This is a genomic window from Desulfurella sp., assembly GCF_023256235.1.
Lineage (GTDB): Bacteria > Campylobacterota_A > Desulfurellia > Desulfurellales > Desulfurellaceae > Desulfurella.
The window spans coordinates 10723-31001 of record NZ_JAGDWY010000017.1 but is presented as its reverse complement, the minus strand read 5'-3'; the positions used below and the strand labels follow the sequence as shown (position 1 = coordinate 31001).

Sequence of the window (20279 nt, the reverse complement as noted above, 5' to 3'; positions counted from 1 at the left end):
TAGACGATGCAGCAAAAGCTTATGATTTTTTTGTTAAACTGAAAGTTCCCGTGGTAGGTATAATCGAAAATATGAGCTACTTTGTGTGCCCAAAATGCGGTTATAGGTCAGATATATTCTCACATGGTGGCGGAGAGGCTTTTGCTAAAAAGACTAAAATACCTTTTTTAGGCGAGATACCAATAGACATACAGGTAAGAGAAGGTGGAGACGAAGGAAGCCCAGTTAGTATATCAGCTCCAGACTCAGTTGTAGCAAAAGCTTTTGCAGATGCAGCAAGAAGCATCATAGAAACACTGAAGAATGCATGATAGCTGCAATTGATATAGGTACAAATACAATAAGGCTAGCCATTGCTGATGAGACAACATGTAAGTTGGTTTTACGCTTAAGCAAGATTGCCCGATTGGGCAAAGGCAGTAATGGCTATTTACAAGAAGAAAATATACAAAAAGCGCTTTATATATTATCCTATTATGAAAATTTAATGAAAAGTTACAATTGTACAGACTACAAAGCTGTAGCCACAAGCGCTATAAGAGAAGCAAAAAACAAAGATGACTTTTTGAATAAAACGCATTTGAATATTGAAGTAATTGATGGTTTAAAAGAAGCATACTTATCTCAAAAAGGTATTTTATATGCACTTGATTACTTAAAAAACAAACGATGGGTGGGTTTTGATTTGGGCGGTGGAAGCTGTGAGTTTATGTTTTGTGAAAATGAGCGTATTGTTAAATCATTCAGTGTTAAATTAGGTGTTGTTAAATTGCTTGAGCAATTTTGTCAAACTGATCCACCTTCTAAAAAAAACCTGTTTGATGCAGGTTTGGCTTTTAAAGACGAACTTTTGAAACACAAAGTAACTTTTGATTTTGAATATCTTATAGGCAACGCAGGAACAGTTACCAGTCTTGCTGCTATGGATTTGAATCTTAAAATATACGATTATGAAAAATGTGAAAACTACAAATTAACTCAAAAAAGTATTGAAAAATTATTAAACGAAATGATTTTAATGGATAAAAAATCACGCTTAAAACACTACCCTGTTTTAGAAGAGGGAAGGGAAGACGTAATTGTCGTGGGAGCACAAATAGTATTGTCCATAATGGAAGTTTTTGGTAAAGACTGCGTTTACACAACAAATGGCAGTTTGCTTGAAGGTTTAATTGTTGAAAATTTTTGTTAATTTTATATTTTTTTTGTTGTTTTTTGCCACTTTTTTAAGGCCTGATTCAGCACAGGCTTCATCGTGGCAAATACAATGCAATAAAAATATTTGCACTGCTAACTATCTTCATATGAAATTATCATGGAGAATGAGCGATTCTGTATTAAATGGTACGCTTTTAAGCGTTGAAGGGTTGCCTATAGATAACGAAGAATTTAATCTGGCAATCGAAAAGATAAATTCTACAGAAAACCTCAATATACCAAAAGGTAACTATTTGAATAAATTTATACAATGGCTTGGTGACATAGGATATGCTTCATATAAGAAAAACATAAAGCGCTACCTAGCTGCAGCTGTTCAAACACTTAATATTTATGAACAAAATCAGACGGATGATTATATTTGTGCATTTTTGGCATACAATTTCCCGCAAGAAATATCAAAGTTAGATTTTGATATTAACCCTCCAAATAAAATAGATGAAACTTTAATGTTTATAAAATATTTAAGCTTTATAGATAAATCAAGCGATGCGCACAAACGCTACACTCAAGCTTCCAAAGCATATATTTACCTTTTGCAGAACCAGAATGAGTTTGATGAATATTTTGCTAATTTCAAAAATTTTGTTTTGAATTATACCGCAAATCTTTATTATCAATCTCTTGTTGCCAATGTAAATTCACAACTTCAAGCACAAAGACAAGCGTTGATGTATAAAAAAATAACAAAAAAACTTCCATTGTTTGCAGGATTGATTGTTATTGTTTGGGTAATTATTGTCGGTTATATAATAATTGACAAAAAAAGGAAAAAAACTTAGTGTAACTAATATGTAATGTTAGAATTTTTAATTTGAAAAAAATGTTTTTTAAAGATAAATTTTAAAAGCGCTATGTTAAAAAGGTTATTTATTGGATTATTGTTTATTTTTATACCTGCTTTTTCTTATGCAAATACAATAACACAATGTATTAAACAGCTAAAAGAAGACCATGTGTCTAAAGCAATTCAGCTTGGCAAATTAGCTGTAGTGTTGCATTCGGATAATCCTGTTTCGTATATGTGTCTTGCTGGTGCATATGCAAAAGATGGCAAGTATAACTTTGCTAAAGTTGAGCTTCAACAAGCTTTGATCCTTGCAAAATCAAGCAAATTAAAAAACAGTATTGATAAAATGTTGCTTTATATTAATAATACTAGCATTACAGCAAAGCAATCTACAATAGATAACAATACTGCCAATGATACTAATTCTGGTTTATAAAAATTTTGAAATATCTCAATAGGCCTTCAAAATTCATATCATCTGGATTTGCAAGCTTATAGTGTTCTCTTATGCTTTTATCATAAAAGAAAGTATCGATAAATTTTAAAAATTGATTATAGTCTTGACTGTTTTTTATAAATATTTCATACTGTATAATATGTGAAATAAGTTTATCAAAATGATTATCAGCTGTATAACAACCAAAATGTGTTGGACATACAAAGTTGGGTTTGTATTTTTTAAGTTTTTCAATTGATGCTATCCATTCTTTTAAATTTATATCAGGAGGTGGCATAGGTGGCATTATGGGTCCATCTAAAATTCGAATACCACCTGCATCACCCACAAACATATGATCATTTACAAAAAAACATGCATGGTGCTTTGCGTGACCTGGTGTAAATATTGGCAAAATTTTTGTGCCAGCTATATTTATTTCTTTTTGATCATCTAAAATAACTACTTTATCTTTATCAATTGGCATAATATTGCCAAAAAGTGTTTTTAATTTATCTTTGTAAACAATTTGTGCGGATGCTACAAGACGGAATGGATCAATTAAATGTTTTGCACCAGCTGGATGGACATAAATTTTTGCGTTTGTTTTAGCAAAGCACCAAGCAGCGCCTGAATGATCTAGATGAATATGTGTTACAAATACATGTCTTATATCGTTTATGTTTAAACCAAGTTCTTTTAATTTGTAGGTTAGGTGTTTGAATGTAGATTCAGGACCTGTTTCAATAAGTATGGGCTCTTTAGCCTCTATTAAAAAACTTGCAATAATGTTTTGTGTATTTTGAAAATTTAAATCAATAATTTTCATAAAATTTTCTCCTTAGAGTTTTTTTCTTTGCAAGTTTATCTTTGTTTCATCAAAATTATCCATTTTGTATATACGTACCATATGACTTCTTGGAAATTCAATGCGTTCTATTGTTTTTAATACAGATTTTATATCATCGAGATTATTTAAATAAACATCCATATTCCTGAAACCATTCTCGATAAATCTATAAGAATTTTGTAGTTTTACAATTAAAACACTTCGGTTTCTTTTGTAACTTCTAATATCTAAATATTCTCCTTCTTTTAGGCTTTGTAGTTTTTGATATACAACCTTTTTAAAATTTTCTTTTTCTATCATTAAAATAGTAATTTAACAACTTTCTTTTTAAATTTCAAGTTATTGCATTGAAATCTAATAAAATGCCTGTATAATGTAAAATATTTATGAAAGTTATTGATTTTTTGATAAAAGTTAGAGAGATACTTTATACAAATAAAGTTACATCATATATTTTCAGTTTGTTTATGAGGTTTGTATTATTTGCATCCATTGTGTCTATAATGGTATATAAGGGTGCAAAGATACTTGAATATAACATAATAAGACCATTTTTTACCACGATCGAGATATTTACTATTTCAGTGATAATTTTAGAGTTTATTATAAATTACACTACTTTTTTTGCAATTTTGGTGGAAAAGAAAGAATATACTTTGAAAGCTTTTTTAAATCAGGCTTTGAATACACTTTTTTTGGCTAACATTGTTGCTATGATACCTTTTTATGTTTTGCCATACCCTTATACTTTACTTGTTGTACTGGCAAGGCTTTTGCAATTTGGTAGATTTAGCAAAAAAATAATGGAACTTTTGAATGTGATAAAGAGCAGTTTTTATGAGTTGACCTGGTTTTTTGCAATTTTTGCATTTTTTTTGTTTGTTTCATCAATCAGTATTTACATTGCAGAAAGCCCTTATAATCCTGCTTTCCGATCTTTATTTAATGCTTTTTGGTGGTCTATTGTTACAGCTACAACTGTAGGCTATGGTGATATAGTACCAATTACGCAAACGGGTAAAATAATAGCCTCGTTTTTGATGATATTTGGTATTGTTAGTATAGCAATGCTTACAAGTATTATAACTTCTGCTTTTACACGCAGAATTATAGAATCAAAATTAGATAAGGAGGCACTTGTGCAAAAAAAGATAGACGAACTTGTTAATCACTATATCATTTGTGGTTTTGGCAAAATTACAAGTCTAGTTGCACAGCAGCTTAGATCAAACAATTTAAGTTTTGTTATAATAGAAAAGGATAGGGATAAAGCAAATGAAGCCATAAAGGAGGGTTATTTAACAATAAATGCAGATGCTGCAGACGAAAAGGTGCTTTTGCAAGCAGGAATTATGCGTGCCAAAGGCCTTGCTATTTTAACAAACTCTGATGCTGAAAATCTATATATTCTTATTTCTGCAAAAGAACTAAACAAGGAAATTTTTTCCATAGCAAGGGTAAATGCTAGAGAAAACGAAGAAGAAGCCATTAAGAGATTTAAAAGACTTGGGGCAACAACTATTTCGCCATATCATACATCTGCTACCAGAGTTGCAAGAATGATTTTAGCACCTAACGCTGCTGATGCGCTATTTAGTATTGCAGGTGCAAAAGAAGCCATAGAGATTGACGAAATTAGGATACCAAAAAACAGCCCCTACGATGGGAAAATGATAAAACAAACAAATATAAGATCATTTTATAATTTAATGATTATAGCTTTAGTAGAAGAATTTTTTAATAAAAATGAGCAAAAAATAGAAAAAAAATTGAAATTTAATCCAAGTGGTGATGACATAATAAGCTCATCTACTATTTTAATTTGTGTGGGTTTAACTCAAGATTTACAAAGATTTAAAAAAGATTTAGGCTCAAGCTGAGCCTAAATCTTAGTAGCCTTTGTGAGCAGCAGGACTTGGTATTGCTCTTTGTGCAGGTATTGTTCCAGCGGGTGTATGTATTGCAGGGCGAGCCGGTGTTGCTGCATTGTAGTTTGCCCTTCTGTGTACCAGTCTGTGGTTTTCATGTCGATAAAACTTGTGGTTATAAGCTTTGTGATGATAAATAGCGTGGTTGTTTGGATGGTGGATCTTTGGTGGTTTATGCGGTGGTTGTGCAAATGCATTTACAGACAAAGCTAGCAAAAGTGTACTTGTAAGAAGAAATTTTTTTACCATAACATACCTCCTTTATTTATTTTTTAAATTATCACAAGACACAGTAAAATTAAAGTCAATTTTTTGTTATATACATTTGAATTTTGAAATTTTTTTTGTTATTATAAAAACAAATAGAAATGGAGGGTAAACAATGAAATTTATAAAGTGGCTAGATGAAGTATCAATGAATGATGTTGGTTTGGTTGGCGGTAAAAATGCATCTTTGGGCGAAATGATTAAAGAGCTTAAAAGCGAGGGCATAAATATACCCTATGGTTTTGCTTTAACTGCCCAATCCTACTGGTATCTTTTGGAAAGCTCTAAGATTAAAGATAAAATACAATCAACTCTGGAAAATTTAAATACGCATGATATTAATGATTTACGCTCTAAATGCGCTTCAGTCAGACAGATGATAGAGCAAGCTCCTCTGCCTGACGATTTATTGCAAGAAATAAAAGAAGCTTATATAAAATTATCAAGCATGTATTCTACTCAAAATACAGATGTAGCAGTAAGGTCATCTGCAACAGCGGAAGATTTGCCTGATGCTTCTTTTGCTGGTCAACAGGATACATATCTTAATGTAAAAGGCTTAGACGATGTTGTAAAGTATGTTAAAAAATGCTATGCATCTATTTTTACAGATAGGGCTACATCATACAGGCACGATAAAGGTTTTAACCATTTTGATATAGCTTTATCCGTTACTGTCCAAAAAATGGTTCGTTCAGATAAAGCTGCAAGTGGTGTAATGTTCAGTATTGATACAGAAAGTGGTTTTGATAAGGTTGTTGTTATAAATGCAAGTTACGGACTTGGAGAATTGATTGTAGGCGGTAAGGTTAACCCAGATGAATTTATGGTTTTTAAACCCACACTTGAAAAAGGTTTTAAATCTATTATCAAGAAGAATTTAGGCTCAAAACTAACAAAGGCAATCTATAGCGAAAATGGCGGTATAAAAGAAATAGAAACCACAACCCAGGAAAGATTATCATACGCTTTAAGTGATGACGATATCCTGAAGTTAGCTTCATGGGCAATAAAAATTGAAAATCACTATACAAATAAACGTGGTGTTTATTCACCTATGGATATAGAGTGGGCAAAAGATGGCGAACTTAATGAATTGTTTATTGTTCAGGCAAGGCCAGAAACGGTACATTCACAGAAAAATTTAAGCATTATGGAAACCTACAAACTCAAAGAAAAAGGTGAAATTATAACAAAAGGCGTAGCAGTTGGAAATAAAATTGCAAGTGGTGTAGCTCGCGTACTATTAGATGCAAGCAAAATATCTGAGTTTCAAGAAGGAGAAGTGCTTGTAACGGATATGACAGATCCAGATTGGGAACCAATAATGAAAAAAGCTAAAGCAATTGTAACAAACCGTGGCGGTAGAACATGCCATGCTGCAATTATTTCTAGAGAGTTAGGTGTACCTGCTATTGTTGGTTGTGCAAATGCTACCAGTGTAATTAAAACAGGCGATCATATTACCGTTTCATGCGCAGAAGGCGACGAAGGCTATGTTTACAAAGGAAAGCTTGAGTTTGAAGTAGAAACTCTTGACTTATCATCACTTCAAAGACCAAAAACACAGATTAAGCTCAATTTGGGAAATCCAGCACTTGCATTATCGTCTGCAAATATACCAAACGATGGTATTGGTCTTGCAAGGATGGAATTTATCATAAGCTCATTTATACAGGTTCATCCTCTTGCCTTAATACACTTTGATAAGCTAAAAGATGAACAAGCAAAGAAAACTATTGAAGAGCTAACGCAAGGCTATAGCTTTAAACCTGACTACTTTGTAGACAAATTGGCGCAAGGTGTTGCGCTTTTGGCTGCAAGCGTTTATCCAAAACCAATACTTGTTAGGATGAGTGATTTTAAAACAAATGAGTATGCTAATTTAATTGGTGGCTCTGAGTTCGAACCAGAAGAAGAAAACCCAATGATTGGCTGGAGAGGTGCTTCAAGATATTATTCTGATAACTATAAAGAAGGTTTTGCACTCGAGTGCCTTGCTATGAAAAAAGCTCGCGATGAGTTTGGACTTACAAATATACAGCTTATGATACCATTTTGCAGAACCCCAGAAGAAGGCAGAAAAGTTATTGAAGAAATGAGAAAAAACGGTTTGATTCAAGGTGAAAACGGCCTTGAAATATACGTTATGGCAGAAATTCCAAGCAATGTTATATGTGCCGATGAGTATGCACAAATTTTTGACGGCTTTTCAATAGGTTCAAATGATTTAACACAACTTACGCTGGGAATTGATAGAGACTCGGGTCTTATCGCTCACCTTTTTGATGAAAGACATATTGCAGTAAAACGTATGATTTCGATGCTTATAAAAACTGCCCACAAGTACAGCAAAAGTGTAGGTATCTGTGGTCAGGCGCCAAGCGATTTTCCTGATTTTGCTGAGTTTTTAGTAGAAGAAGGTATTGACTCAATGAGTTTGAATCCAGATAGTATAATGTCAACTACGCTTAAAGTTCTTGAAGTAGAAAAAAGGCTGGGTAGATAGTATGTACGAAGACTCTTTTAGGTTGTTTAAAGGTTCTGGTTTTGATTTTTTTGATATTTATTTGGAAGATTCGTTTACACGGACAATAGAATCTAAAAACAAACAAATAGAAAATGTTAATTTTAGTACAGACAAAGGTGTGGGTATAAGGGGTGTAAAGGATTTTTCTGTTCTCTTTGCCTCAACAAATGACACATCTGAAAAAAGCGTTTATGAAAAGACAAAGTTTATATGTGAAGTAGCAAATCCTAAAGAAGGCATCAACATAATAGAGATGCCACAGATGAGTATTTATTCTTATAAGGGTTACCCTGCAGACCTTGATATGGTTAAAAATATAATAGATACAGTAAATAACGTTGCCTACAAAAGTCCATATATTATACAAGCAAGCGTTACTTATTCAGACAAACTAAAACAAATAAATATTTTAAACGAAGAAGGACGCGTACTCCAAGAAAAGCGAACTTATACACTTTTGTATATTGAACTTGTTGCAAAACTTGATAACATATTACAAACAATCAGAAAACCGCTTTCAGCTATGGGTGGTTTTGAGTTTTTAGAAGGTATTAATTTTGAAATATTAACGCAAGAAATGGTAGAAAAATTAGAAGAATTACTTAAAAGTCCGCGTCTTGAGCCACAGGTTATGAGTGTTGTATTGGATTCAAGTGCAGGCGGTACAATGATACATGAAGCGGTTGGTCATGGTTTAGAAGCTGATCTTGTATTTGAATCAATGAGTGTTTATAAATCAAAATTGGGAATGAAGGTAGCTAATGAAAAAATCAGTGTAGTGGACGATGCATGTGTTGAAAAAGCAAGAGGCTCGTTTGTTTACGATGATGAAGGTACGCGTGGTATGCGAAAATTGCTCATTAAAAACGGTATTTTAAATGATTATATGTTTGATAAAATGTATGCTAAAGCAAACAATAGACTTTCAAATGGAAGCGCGCGTAGGCAATCCTATGCATATATACCAATACCGCGTATGTCAAATACGTACATTTTACCAGGAAACGATAATAGAGAAATGATAATAAACAGCATAGATTATGGTTTGTTGGTTAAAAAGATGGGCGGTGGTCAGGTAAATCCAGTAACAGGCGATTTTGTTTTTGAAGTATCAGAAGGTTACTTAATAGAAAAAGGTAAAATCAAGCATATGGTTAGAGGAGCTACACTTATTGGAAATGGCCCAAAAATTTTACAGGAAATTGATATGGTTGGTGATGATTTTGGAACAGAAGTGGGCACATGTGGCAAAAATTCCCAGGGCGTGCCTGTTACGGACGGTGAACCAACGCTTAGAATACCAAAGATTATGGTTGGGGGTTAATATATTCGCTATAAACTGAAGGTTTCATACGATGGCACGAATTATTTTGGGATGCAAAGGCAAAAAGATAAGCCTACCATCCAGCAAAGTCTTGAAGAGGCACTAACGCGTATTTTCGGCAGTGACATTCGCATAAATTATGCAGGTAGGACCGACACCGGTGTCCATGCATTATCTCAGGTAGTAGATTTTGAAGCTTCAAAATCATTTAATTTAGAAGTATTAAAACGTGCCTTAAATGCATTATTGCCATTAGATATACGGATTAAAAAAGCGTTTTTTGCTGATGATAATTTTCATTCCCGCTATAGTTGTATTTTTAGAGATTATGTGTATATTATCAATACTGCGGATGTGTGTATGCCTTTTTTGAGAAATTATGTATGGCATGTCCCAAAACTAAATATTTTTCGATTAGAGGAAATAAAGGATTTGTTTGTAGGAAATAAAAATTTTTCTGTATTTTCAAAAGCTTCGTCAACAAAAACTCCAAATCGTTTTGTCAAATATGTAAGAATTAAGCAAAAAGGTTTTATTGTGGCGGTTTTTATCAGAGCAAATGCCTTTTTGCGCGGAATGGTAAGGTTAATAGTTGGCACTATGGTTTCTTATGCAAAAGGAAAAACCACTAGAGATGAAATTATTCAAAGTCTGAATGGTAAGATGTCTTTGCATTTACTTAAAGCTCCTGCATGTGGTTTGTATTTTAAAAGAGCAATATATTAGAGGTGCATATGATTTCTAAACAAGAATTAAAAAAACTTGAAAGCCTTGCAAAATTAAAATTTGATGATAGTGAACTTGAAAAATTTAATAATCAGCTTAATGATATTTTAAATTACATGAAAGAACTTGATGAGCTTGATTTATCTAATATTGAGCCATTATCCAATATTCTTTCAAGTGTAAATTTTTTTAGAGAAGACAAAGTAGATAAAACTTTTGGGATACAGGATATTTTAAAGAATGCGCCGCAAGTTTTTGAAAGGCAATTTGTTGTACCAAAAGTTATATAATGGAGCAAAAAATGATTGAAAAGCCATTGCACGAGCTGCTAGACCTTATTGAAAAAAAAGAAATAACATCAAAAGAAGTATTTGAAGAATTATTAAGCTATATTAAATTATACAATAAAAACATAAATGCATATATAAGTATTATTGATTCTTTTAAAGAAAAAAGCTCTTTATTGAAAGGATTGCCCATTGCTATAAAAGATAATATTATGCTTAAAGGCACAAAAACCACATGTGCTTCTAAGATGCTGTCAAATTTTGAAAGTATTTATGACGCCACGGTTATAGAAAAGTTAAAATCTGCTGGAGCTAATTTTATCGGCAAAACAAATATGGATGAGTTTGCTATGGGCTCTTCGTGTGAAACTTCTTACTTTGGGCCAGTTAAAAACCCATGGGATAAAAAACGCGTAAGTGGTGGTTCAAGCGGTGGTTCTGCAGCAAGTGTGGCATCAGGACTTGCTATAGCTTCATTGGGTTCAGATACAGGTGGTTCCATAAGGCAACCGGCAAGCTTTTGTGGTGTGGTTGGTCTAAAGCCAACGTACGGACGCGTATCAAGGTATGGCCTTGTGGCTTTTGCTTCAAGTTTAGATCAAATTGGACCAATTACACGTGATGTCAAAGATGCAAGTTTGCTTTTAGGCATAATTTCTGGTTTTGATCCAAAAGACTCAACTTCTATTAATGCAGATGTGCCAAATTACAACCAGTTTTTAAGCCAAGATTTAAAAGGCATTAAAATTGGCGTTTATGAAGCGGCACTAAAATCTGTATCAGAAGATATTGCGCAAAGCATAGAAAATGCTATTGATACATACAAAAAACTTGGTGCACAAATAGAAAATGTGGATTTACCTCATATAAAATACTCAATTTCAGATTATTACATTTTAGCATGCGCTGAAGCTTCTAGCAACCTGGCACGTTTTGATGGAGTAAAATATGGTTATCGATCAAACGGTCAGACTCTTGAGGAAATGTATGTAAATACCAGAACTGAAGGTTTTGGGGCAGAGGTTAAGCGTAGGATTATGCTTGGTACATATGTGCTATCAAGCGGTTATTATGATGCTTATTATATCCGATCTCTGCGTTTAAGGAACCTTATAAAAATGGATTTTGATAAAGCTTTTTCAAATGTTGACGCTATTATTTTACCCACAACGCCAACCGATGCTTTTAAAATCGGAGAAGTTACAAATCCACTTGATATGTATTTGTCCGATACGTTTACAATTCCAGCCAATTTAGCTGGTCTTCCTGCTATTAGTGTGCCTTGTGGTTTTAGCAAAAACAACCTTCCGCTTGGTTTGCAGATCTTGTCAAATGCTTTTAGGGAGGATATATTATTAAAAGTTGCGTATGCATTCGAACAGCAACACGATTTTCACAAAAAAATACCAATTATGGAGTAAAAAAATGAAAGATGTGTGGGTTAAAGTTGATCTAATTAACGGTGAAAGCTATATTGGCACTGTTGAAAATTTTGACAGTGACGATTTGCTATCTTTTTTAGATGAGCAAAGCTATTTTGGCATAAAGCTGGAAAATGTAAATACTTATAAAGAAGTTGATGGTAAAATTATTATAAAACCACTGGATGCTAAAGATTCAATGTATGATGGAAAACTTATTATAATGAGTCCAGAGCATATAGTTACAATAAAATTTTTAAAAAATGAAAGCGAAATATTTGACAAGTTTAATATCAAAAAAATAAAAACAAAGAAAAACAAACGTAACGTAGTTCCTTTTAAACTTTTAAAAAAGGAGAACAAATGAAACTTTCTACAAAAGAGATTGTTAAGGCACTCGAAAATGTTTACGACCCTGAACTTGGCCTTGATATTGTTTCTCTAGGTTTTTTATACAACATTGTGATAGATGATGATAATGTAGTTTTTGTTACAATAACACTTACAGTGCCTGGATGTCCGCTTCATATTCCGATTACTGAAGATATAAGGGAAAAAATTATGGAGCTTGGCGCAAAAGAGGTGTTTGTAGATGTTGTCTGGGACCCACCCTGGAATCCCTCTATGATAAGTGAAGAAGCTAGAAAGCGACTTTTGGGTGAGTAATGAGCATAGGATGTGCTATAATTACTTACAACGAAGAAGACTCTATTGAAAGAACACTTAAAAGCGTTGATTTTTGTGACGAAATAGTTATAGTTGATTCATATAGCATAGATAATACTGTAGAAATAGCAAAACAATATACAGATAAAATATATTTTAACAAATTTGTAAATTACGGCGAGCAAAAAAATTTTGCTATAGAAAAACTTTCAACTGACTGGATATTGAGTATTGACGCGGATGAAGTTGTTAGTTCTTCTTTAAAAGATGAGATTCTAAAAGCTATAAAAAATTCAAAATTTGATAGTTACTATATAAAAATTCAGCTTGTATTTTTAAATAAAGCTCTTAAGTTTGGTGGTGCACAAAACTGGCATTTGAGGCTTTTTAGAAAAGGTCTAAAGTTTAGCAATTCCATACACGAAAAGGTTATATCAAAAAACGCTTCACGCTTAAATGGTAAGATTTTACACTATAGTTATAAAGATTTAAGTCACTACATTGAAAAACTAAACAAATATACATCAATTTCCGCTACATTAAATTTAAAAAAAAACTACAATGTGCACCCAATTATACGTTTTAATTTAGAGCTTTTTAAAAGATTTATTATTAGAGGTGCTTTTCTGGATGGTTACGAAGGTGTTTTGTATGCACTTCTATCAAGTTTTTATCAACTTGTTAAATATGCTAAAGTAAAAGAGCTAAATTAGTGTTTTTGATAATTTTGCTTTGTTTTGTAATTATTATTTTTTTGCTTAGGTTCAATTTTTTTCGTTTGCCTAAAAAGGGTCTTGTGATATTGCTTTATCATAGTATTGATGATACAAAGCAAAATGCAAACCATGGTAAATTTACCATTTCAAAAGAAACTTTCGAAAATCACATAAAATTTTTAAAAAGACTAGGCTATTCTACTATTAAAGCTAGCGATATTTTTTCTTTTTTAAATAATAAATTTTATCTTCATGAAAAACGTGTTTTGATTACATTTGATGACGGCTATAAAAACAACTTGGTTGCTGCTCAAATTTTAAAAAAGTACGGCTTTAGTGGTCTTTTTTTTATATCAACCGCTTATATTGGTAAAACGTTTGATAATATGCCAATGCTTGATGAAAATGATATTAAATCATTAATTGAATTAGGTATGGAGATTGGCTCTCACTCTCATTTTCACTTAAAACTTTCTGAATTATCTAAAAATGAAATTTTAGAAAATGTAAATCGATCAAAAGAAATATTATCTCAATTTACAAATGTAGAAGATTTTGCATATCCATTTGGAAATTATAATCAAGATGTTATTGAAGTTTTAAAAAAAAGTGGTTTTAAGCGAGCCTATATAATTGGACAATCTATAAATATAATAAAATATAATCCATACGTTCTTAAGCGTTCTATAATTCGTAGTTCCACTAATTATTTAGATTTATACTTAATATTAACACGTGGCCGTTCTAGAATATAAATTTAATTAATTTTTTCGCTTGACATTTACATTAATTTAATATATTTTATAGTTAAAGAAATTTTTGTTGGGAGGTTCTATATGGCTGATGGGAAAATGTCTAACCCGGGTGCAGTAGGGTTGGGTGGATTTGCTTTAACTACGTTTGTTCTAAATTTAGCTAATGCTGGTTTGGTTCCGGCAGCGTTGTTTGCTGTGCTTCCTTTAGGTTTGTTCTATGGTGGTTTGACGCAGTTTATTGCTGGTTTTTTTGAGTTCAAAACGGGTAATACATTTGGTATGACAGCTTTTAGTGCGTATGGAGCATTCTGGATTGCGCTTGCTTTTTTAATTTATATGGGTCCAATATGGCATTGGATTCCTGATGCAGCATTTGGGGCAGCATTAGGTGTAACACTTATTGCATGGACTATTTTTACAGCAATTATGACTGTGCTTGTATTTAATACTAAACACACTACCGTTATAACGATTTTTGTTTTATTGCTTATTTTGTTCATATTGCTTGATATTGGCCACTATACAGGAAGCAAAGCAATAACTACCTTTGCTGGTTATGAAGGAATCATTACAGCTTTGGCTGCGTGGTATGGTATGTATGAGGCTATTAAGGCTCAATTTGATTTAACCACATAATTAATTAGATTTTGCTTGATTAAAATAGCAAGAAGTAGTATAATGCTTCTTGCTATTTAGTTTAGGAGGTATTGGTAAAGATGGAAATGTCAGAAAAAATAAAAGCTCAAAGAAAAAAGAAAGGCTTAACCCTAAAAGCTTTAGCAGAAAAAGTGGGTTGTACAGATGCGTACATATCACAAATAGAAACCGGTAAGGCTATGCCTTCTATTAGTATTTTAAAAAAATTAGCTGAAAGTTTAGATATAGAAGTTAAAGACTTACTTAGTGATGAAAAGCAGCAGGATAAAATATTTTTAACTAAAAATGAACGTACGCAAATCATCTATCCTGGAAGTCATGTTAAAGCAGAATTGCTTGTTTCTAAAATTTCAAATAAAATGATGGAACCATTATATAAAATTGTACCCGTTGGGTGCGATTCTCAAGGTGAGCATAGACATAATGGGGAGGAATTTGGTTATATCCTAAAAGGTAAACTTGAATTGAGAGTAGGTAGCCAAAGTGCCGTACTTGAAGCTGGCGACAGTTTTTATTTCTCATCACTTTTGCCTCATTACTACAAAAATGTGGGTGATGTAGATGTAGAAACTATATGGGTTGTTGCTCCACCTGTTCTTTAGCATATACATGTATATATTTATTATTTTTAGAAATAGAATTCAAAAGTGTAAAATATTTAAGTAAAGGTGGAGGGTATGACCATACAATTAGTTTTCCTTGCTTATTAAGTAAAAGAGAATGTATAATTTTTTGCATCTTGTAGTTGCATTTTAATCCTCTTATAGTTGCATATTCAAATTTTTTTTCGGTTTTTATATTTAGTATATCAATATTGAGTACATTTGCTTGGATTTGTAATTTGTGTATTGTGTCTTTTAAAAATATGCTTTTTTTTGTATTTGACTCTACCATAGTAATGTTTAGTTTATTACATAAAATAGCAAGAATAATTGCTGGAAAACCATTGCCAGAGCCAATATCTATTAGATTACCGCTTTTATTTTCAACAACTTCAAAAAACATTAAACTATCTTGAATATGATTGATTATATCAAAATGTTTTGATGTTAAGTTCATTATCTTATTCCATTTTTTCAAATTTTCTATATAGATTTCTATTTTTTCTAATTTTTCTTGGTCTTTTATATTTATTTTTTCTAGCAACGATTTAAGCAGGTTTTGATTGTACATGTTTTTTGTGTAAAAAAATACTTATGATTTGTATAGCAACAGGCGTCATACCAGGGATTCTCATAGCCTGGCCCAATGTTTTTGGCATTACCTCTTTTAATCTTGTTCTTATTTCTGCCGATAAACCTGCGACTTTATCATAATCAAAATCTTCTGGTATAGTAATATTTTCCAGTTTTTTAAATTTTTCTATCTGTTGCTTTTGCAAATTAATATACCCTTCGTATTTAATTTCAATTTCTGTTTGCTGTATCTGAATTTTGTTTAGTAAAGGTAAATCTGCCACTATAGTTTGTAATAAACTATAATTAATTTCTGGTCTTGCAAGTATTTTTGATAAGCTAACCTTTGTCTTGATGGGTTTTGTATTAATTGATTCAAGTTTTTGATTAAAATCTATACTTGGCATAACGTAAGTTGTTTTTAAAATATTTATTGCTTCATTTACTTTTTTTATGTGTTCTTCAATTTCTTCATAATGAACTTTGTCTATTAAGCCATATTTATATGATTTTTCTGCCAATCGTAAATGTGTATTATCTTCTCTTAATAGTAACCTATATTCGGCTCTTGATGTGAAAATTCGATAGGGTTCTTTAACACCTTTTGTAACCAAATCATCTATCATAACACCCGTATATGCTTCATCTCTTGCAAGTATAAATGGTGGTTTTTCTAATAAATACATTGCTGCATTGATTCCTGCTACCATTCCTTGAGCTGCTGCTTCTTCATAACCACTGGTTCCATTTATTTGTCCAGCCAAAAATAAGCCTCTTATTTTTTTTGTCTCTAATGTATGTTTTAGCTGGATAGGATTTACAAAATCATATTCTATTGCATAACCAGGCCTTACAATTTCAACTTTTTCTAAACCTTTTATAGTTCTTAGATACTTTACCTGTACTTCGTAATCCAGTGACGTATTCAGACCATCTGCATATATTTCGTTTGAGTTTGCATCCTGAGGCTCTAAAAAAATCTGATGCCTTTCTCTGTCGGGAAACTTTACTACTTTGTCTTCAATTGATGGACAATATCTTGTGCCAATACCATGTATCATACCACTGTAAAGTGGAGATTTGTCCAGATTTTCTCTAATAGCTTCGTGCGTTTTTTCGTTTGTGTATGTAAGGTAACATGGATAATTTGGAGGGTTGAAGTTTTTGGTTTTAAATGAAAATGGCAAAGGTTCATCATCTCCCATTTGAGGCTCTAAAGCATCAAAATCTATTGTTCTGCCATCTAATCTTGGTGTTGTACCAGTTTTTAGTCTTCCAATAATAAGTCCTGCTTTTGCAAGACTTTCTGATAATTTATCAGCTGGTGGCTCCCATGCTCTGCCTGCATGAAACTCATTTAATCCTATAAAGATTTTGCCTTTTAAAAATGTACCACTTGCAATAATAAGTGCATCACATAAAAACTCATTACCTATATGGGTTATAACGCCTTTAATTTTTCCATCTTCTACAACAATTTCATCAACATTTGCTTGTTTTACTTCTAAGTGATCTTGATGTTCAAGTGTATGTTTCATTCTCAAACGGTAAGCCGGCATATCTGCTTGAGCTCTTGATGACCAGACTGCAGGACCTTTGCTTTTATTTAATATTTTAAATTGTAATCCGGTTTCATCTATGTTTCTTGCCATTTCACCGCCAAAGATGTCTACTTCTTTAACTAAATGACCTTTTGCAAGGCCTCCGATAGCCGGGTTACAACTCATAGCTCCTATGGTATCCACAGATATAGTTATAAGTAAAGTGTTTAATTTAAGTCTTGCGCATATTAATGCTGCTTCACAACCAGCGTGACCGCCACCTATTACTATGCAATCGTACTTTTTAGGATAAATATACATTTTTTACCTCTGATGATGTTTCACGTGAAACATTTTTATTTTCCCACACAAAAATTTTTAAACACATTGTCAAGGATATCCTCATTTTCAATTTTACCAATTATTTGTTCAATATAATCTGCCAATTGCTGCAGATCGATACTTATTAGGGCAGGGTCTAAATAATCAATATAAGCTTTTTTAATCTTTTTTGTTTGTTTTAAAGCTGATTTTAATGCAATTATCTGACTTGTATTTAATGAAACAACTTCATTTTCACTGTAATCTTCAATTAATAAATTGTATAGACGAGATTTAAGTGTATTAATACCAGTTTTTTTAACACATGAAATTTCAATTGAATCAATGTTTGAAGGTAATAAAAGCTTTCTTTTCAAGTCAGATTTATTTAAAACAATAAGAACATTTTTTTTGTTTTTAACAATATTTAAAATACCTTCATCATCTTTATCAAAACTACGGCTAGCATCGAATACGGCAATTACAATATCAGCATCATTTATAGCTTCATGTGATTTTTGAATACCAAAATACTCAATCTTATTTGAATGTTTTCTAATACCAGCTGTATCTAAAAATTTAACAGGAATGCCATTCAAATTTATGGTTTCAGAAACAATATCAGTTGTTGTGCCAGGAATGTCTGTAACGATAGCTCTATTGTGACCAGTTAACTCGTTTAATAAACTTGATTTTCCTACATTTGGCTTACCAATTATTGCAACATTTACTCCTTCAAAAAAGTACTTACCTTTTTCAGAAAATTTGAGCAGTTTTTGTATTAATTTTGTGATTTCATTTAGTATTAAAAGTCGTTTATTTAAATCAATATCACTTAAATCTTCATCAGGATGGTCTATCAACACTTCATTTTCTGCCATTAAAAAAATTATTTTTTCTCTTAATTCTTCAATAATATTGGCATTTTTTTTAAATAATTGTCCAAAAGCAATTTCAAGTGCCTTTTGAGTTTTTGCTTTAATTAAGTTCACCACTGCATTTGCCTGAAGCAGATCAATTTTGTCATTTAAAAAAGCTCTTTTTGTAAATTCACCTGGAAGCGCAAGGCGTGCTCCATTTTGCAAAACTAGATCAAGCACATTTTGCATAACAAGCAATCCACCATGGCAGTTGATTTCAAAAGAGTCTTCACCAGTGTATGAGTGTGGTGATTTAAAAACACTCACCAACACTTCATCAACAATTTTTTGATTAGAATCTTTTAAGAAGCCATGATAGATTCTGTAGGCTTCAAAAATAGCTTTTTTTGGATAAAATATTTTTTTTAATAATTCAATTGAATTTTTACCACTTACACGAATAACACCTATAGCAGACTCAACGTATCCACTTGCAATTGCAGCTATAATGTCATCATCACTCATTTGGACTTAGCATTTATAATTTTTGTATCAATAAGTTGTTGAATAATTGTAAATATATTGTTAGCAATCCAGTAAATAACAAGTCCCGAAGGAAAACCCATAAACATTATAGTAAAAATAATAGGTAAAAATAACATAATTTTTGCCTGCATAGGATCAAGCGTAGAAGGTGAAAGTTTTTGCTGGATATACATAGTAATACCCATTATAATAGGCGAAATATAATATGGATCCTTGCTTGATAAATCAGTAATCCACCATATAAATGGCGCGTGTCTAAGCTCAATTGCATTTAGTAAAACGTTGTATAAAGCAATAAAAACAGGTATTTGAATGAGAATAGGTAAACAACCACCAAGTGGATTAACTTTGTGTTTTTTGTATAATTCCATAGTAGCCTTATTAAGTAATTCAGGCTTTCCTTTATATTTAAGCTGTAATTCTTTTAATTGTGGTTGAAGATTTGCCATTTGTTTCATTGATTTAAATGATTTGTAGGTTAGAGGATAAAAAACAAGCCTGATAAGAAACGTCAATAGGATAATAGCTAAACCGTAATTGCCAACAAGCGAATATAAATACTTCAAAACATATAGCAAAGGTTTTCCAATAAAGCCAAAAGTTCCAAATCTTACGATTCTATCAAGTTTTGGATCATAAGTAGAAATAACTGAAGTTGACTTTGGTCCGGCATAGGCATTTATAGACTTTTGAGTATTTAAATTCACATAAATGTATTTATTTGAATCAATTTGTTTAAAGCCGCCACTTAATAAAGAATTATTGTATAATGCAATACAAAAGTACTTATCTTCCAGAGCAATCCATGATAATCTATCACTTTGACCTATATCGCTATCGGTTTTTATTTTATCATTTATTAAAGCCACAGCACCAACATGTGTATCTTTGGTGGAAGTTCCAAAGTTTTCACCAAGTAGAATAAGATAATCGGTATTTACAGGCCCATTATTATTGTAAACTTTTGTAGTAAAATTTATACCGTAATTGTCTATTATGAAAGTTTTAACAATTTTTATATCCCCATCAGTTTTAGTTAGGGTTACAATATATTTACCATTCTCGTTTTTTATATCCGTATTATATATACCGGTTTGTGAAATTTTTTGAAGCGTTTGATCTTCAAATTGCGTATAAAATAAGCCAATTTTAGAGTTTGGGTTGGCAAGATTAATGTATTTATGATCTTGTGTGTATGTTTTTAAATAAAGATTTTTTATTGTCCCATCAATTCTGGAAATATCCACTTCAAGATAATTTGAGTT

Annotated in this window: 23 protein-coding genes; 16 read left to right on the top strand and 7 right to left on the bottom strand. The window is 31.8% G+C overall.

The window, feature by feature from the left end; translation table 11 throughout:
* The 4 genes from Q0C22_RS01830 to Q0C22_RS01815 form a co-directional block, all read left to right on the top strand.
* The coding region (locus Q0C22_RS01830) for a P-loop NTPase (protein WP_291490386.1) at positions 1–311 on the top strand (311 nt) is incomplete at its 5' end.
* Complete coding sequence (locus tag Q0C22_RS01825) at positions 308–1192, top strand: hypothetical protein (protein WP_291490385.1); 885 nt, start codon at positions 308–310, stop codon at positions 1190–1192. The genes Q0C22_RS01830 and Q0C22_RS01825, both read left to right, overlap by 4 nt.
* Entirely contained in the window at positions 1176–2000 is an 825-nt protein-coding gene (locus Q0C22_RS01820; RefSeq protein ID WP_291490384.1) for a hypothetical protein, read from the top strand. The genes Q0C22_RS01825 and Q0C22_RS01820 overlap by 17 nt, the downstream gene beginning before the upstream one ends.
* 72 nt (positions 2001–2072) lie before the next feature.
* Positions 2073–2444, top strand: a complete 372-nt coding sequence (locus Q0C22_RS01815) for a hypothetical protein (RefSeq protein ID WP_291490383.1) — start codon at positions 2073–2075, stop codon at positions 2442–2444.
* Here Q0C22_RS01815 and Q0C22_RS01810 read toward each other — a convergent pair.
* Together Q0C22_RS01810 and Q0C22_RS01805 are read right to left on the bottom strand one after the other, a co-directional pair.
* Positions 2428–3273 (bottom strand): MBL fold metallo-hydrolase, encoded by an 846-nt coding sequence (locus Q0C22_RS01810; RefSeq protein WP_291490382.1) that lies wholly within the window; start codon positions 3271–3273, stop codon positions 2428–2430. The two genes, Q0C22_RS01815 and Q0C22_RS01810, sit on opposite strands and share 17 nt — an antisense overlap.
* Before the next feature lie 12 nt (positions 3274–3285).
* Positions 3286–3594, bottom strand: a complete 309-nt coding sequence (locus tag Q0C22_RS01805) for a hypothetical protein (protein ID WP_291490381.1) — start codon at positions 3592–3594, stop codon at positions 3286–3288.
* Positions 3595–3680: 86 nt separating this feature from the next.
* Between Q0C22_RS01805 and Q0C22_RS01800 the strand changes: the two genes are divergently transcribed.
* The gene (locus Q0C22_RS01800) at positions 3681–5174 is read left to right on the top strand and encodes a potassium channel protein (RefSeq protein ID WP_291490380.1); all 1494 of its coding nucleotides are present in this window, start codon (positions 3681–3683) and stop codon (positions 5172–5174) included.
* A gap of 9 nt (positions 5175–5183) precedes the next feature.
* On the opposite strand, the gene Q0C22_RS01795 is transcribed toward Q0C22_RS01800, so the two are convergent.
* Positions 5184–5471, bottom strand: a complete 288-nt coding sequence (locus Q0C22_RS01795) for a hypothetical protein (RefSeq protein ID WP_291490379.1) — start codon at positions 5469–5471, stop codon at positions 5184–5186.
* Positions 5472–5604: 133 nt separating this feature from the next.
* Here Q0C22_RS01795 and ppsA point away from each other — a divergent pair, with 133 nt between their 5' ends.
* From ppsA to Q0C22_RS01740, 11 genes are all read left to right on the top strand, one after another.
* Positions 5605–7998 (top strand): phosphoenolpyruvate synthase, encoded by a 2394-nt coding sequence (gene ppsA, locus Q0C22_RS01790; protein ID WP_291490378.1) that lies wholly within the window; start codon positions 5605–5607, stop codon positions 7996–7998.
* A gap of 1 nt (position 7999) precedes the next feature.
* Complete coding sequence (locus Q0C22_RS01785) at positions 8000–9343, top strand: TldD/PmbA family protein (RefSeq protein WP_291490377.1); 1344 nt, start codon at positions 8000–8002, stop codon at positions 9341–9343.
* Positions 9344–9346: 3 nt separating this feature from the next.
* Positions 9347–10069 carry a tRNA pseudouridine(38-40) synthase TruA gene (gene truA / locus Q0C22_RS01780; RefSeq protein ID WP_367172081.1) on the top strand — a complete coding sequence of 241 codons (723 nt, stop codon included), beginning with the start codon at positions 9347–9349 and terminating at the stop codon, positions 10067–10069.
* 8 nt (positions 10070–10077) lie between these two features.
* On the top strand, positions 10078–10359 hold the full coding sequence (gatC, locus tag Q0C22_RS01775; RefSeq protein ID WP_291490376.1) for an Asp-tRNA(Asn)/Glu-tRNA(Gln) amidotransferase subunit GatC: 282 nt from the start codon (positions 10078–10080) through the stop codon (positions 10357–10359).
* Positions 10360–10370: 11 nt separating this feature from the next.
* Entirely contained in the window at positions 10371–11777 is a 1407-nt protein-coding gene (gene gatA / locus Q0C22_RS01770; RefSeq protein ID WP_291490375.1) for an Asp-tRNA(Asn)/Glu-tRNA(Gln) amidotransferase subunit GatA, read from the top strand.
* Positions 11778–11781: 4 nt separating this feature from the next.
* Positions 11782–12144 carry a hypothetical protein gene (locus Q0C22_RS01765; protein ID WP_291490374.1) on the top strand — a complete coding sequence of 121 codons (363 nt, stop codon included), beginning with the start codon at positions 11782–11784 and terminating at the stop codon, positions 12142–12144.
* On the top strand, positions 12141–12443 hold the full coding sequence (locus Q0C22_RS01760) for a metal-sulfur cluster assembly factor (RefSeq protein WP_291490373.1): 303 nt from the start codon (positions 12141–12143) through the stop codon (positions 12441–12443). Before Q0C22_RS01765 ends, Q0C22_RS01760 begins: the two co-directional genes overlap by 4 nt.
* A complete protein-coding gene (locus Q0C22_RS01755; RefSeq protein WP_291490372.1) occupies positions 12443–13156 on the top strand; it encodes a glycosyltransferase family 2 protein in 714 nt (237 codons plus the stop codon). Before Q0C22_RS01760 ends, Q0C22_RS01755 begins: the two co-directional genes overlap by 1 nt.
* Positions 13157–13239: 83 nt before the next feature.
* Positions 13240–13914 carry a polysaccharide deacetylase family protein gene (locus Q0C22_RS01750; protein ID WP_291490371.1) on the top strand — a complete coding sequence of 225 codons (675 nt, stop codon included), beginning with the start codon at positions 13240–13242 and terminating at the stop codon, positions 13912–13914.
* A gap of 81 nt (positions 13915–13995) precedes the next feature.
* Positions 13996–14550, top strand: a complete 555-nt coding sequence (locus Q0C22_RS01745; RefSeq protein WP_287006172.1) for an acetate uptake transporter — start codon at positions 13996–13998, stop codon at positions 14548–14550.
* Between the two features lie 80 nt (positions 14551–14630).
* Positions 14631–15173, top strand: a complete 543-nt coding sequence (locus Q0C22_RS01740) for a cupin domain-containing protein (protein WP_291490370.1) — start codon at positions 14631–14633, stop codon at positions 15171–15173.
* On the opposite strand, the gene rsmG is transcribed toward Q0C22_RS01740, so the two are convergent.
* From rsmG to yidC, 4 genes are all read right to left on the bottom strand, one after another.
* Positions 15142–15744 carry a 16S rRNA (guanine(527)-N(7))-methyltransferase RsmG gene (rsmG, locus tag Q0C22_RS01735; protein WP_291490369.1) on the bottom strand — a complete coding sequence of 201 codons (603 nt, stop codon included), beginning with the start codon at positions 15742–15744 and terminating at the stop codon, positions 15142–15144. The two genes, Q0C22_RS01740 and rsmG, sit on opposite strands and share 32 nt — an antisense overlap.
* Complete coding sequence (mnmG, locus tag Q0C22_RS01730; RefSeq protein WP_291490368.1) at positions 15722–17608, bottom strand: tRNA uridine-5-carboxymethylaminomethyl(34) synthesis enzyme MnmG; 1887 nt, start codon at positions 17606–17608, stop codon at positions 15722–15724. The genes rsmG and mnmG overlap by 23 nt, the downstream gene beginning before the upstream one ends.
* 35 nt (positions 17609–17643) lie before the next feature.
* Positions 17644–18993 (bottom strand): tRNA uridine-5-carboxymethylaminomethyl(34) synthesis GTPase MnmE, encoded by a 1350-nt coding sequence (mnmE, locus tag Q0C22_RS01725; RefSeq protein WP_291490367.1) that lies wholly within the window; start codon positions 18991–18993, stop codon positions 17644–17646.
* The coding region (gene yidC / locus Q0C22_RS01720; protein WP_291490366.1) for a membrane protein insertase YidC at positions 18990–20279 on the bottom strand (1290 nt) is incomplete at its 5' end. The genes yidC and mnmE, both read right to left, overlap by 4 nt.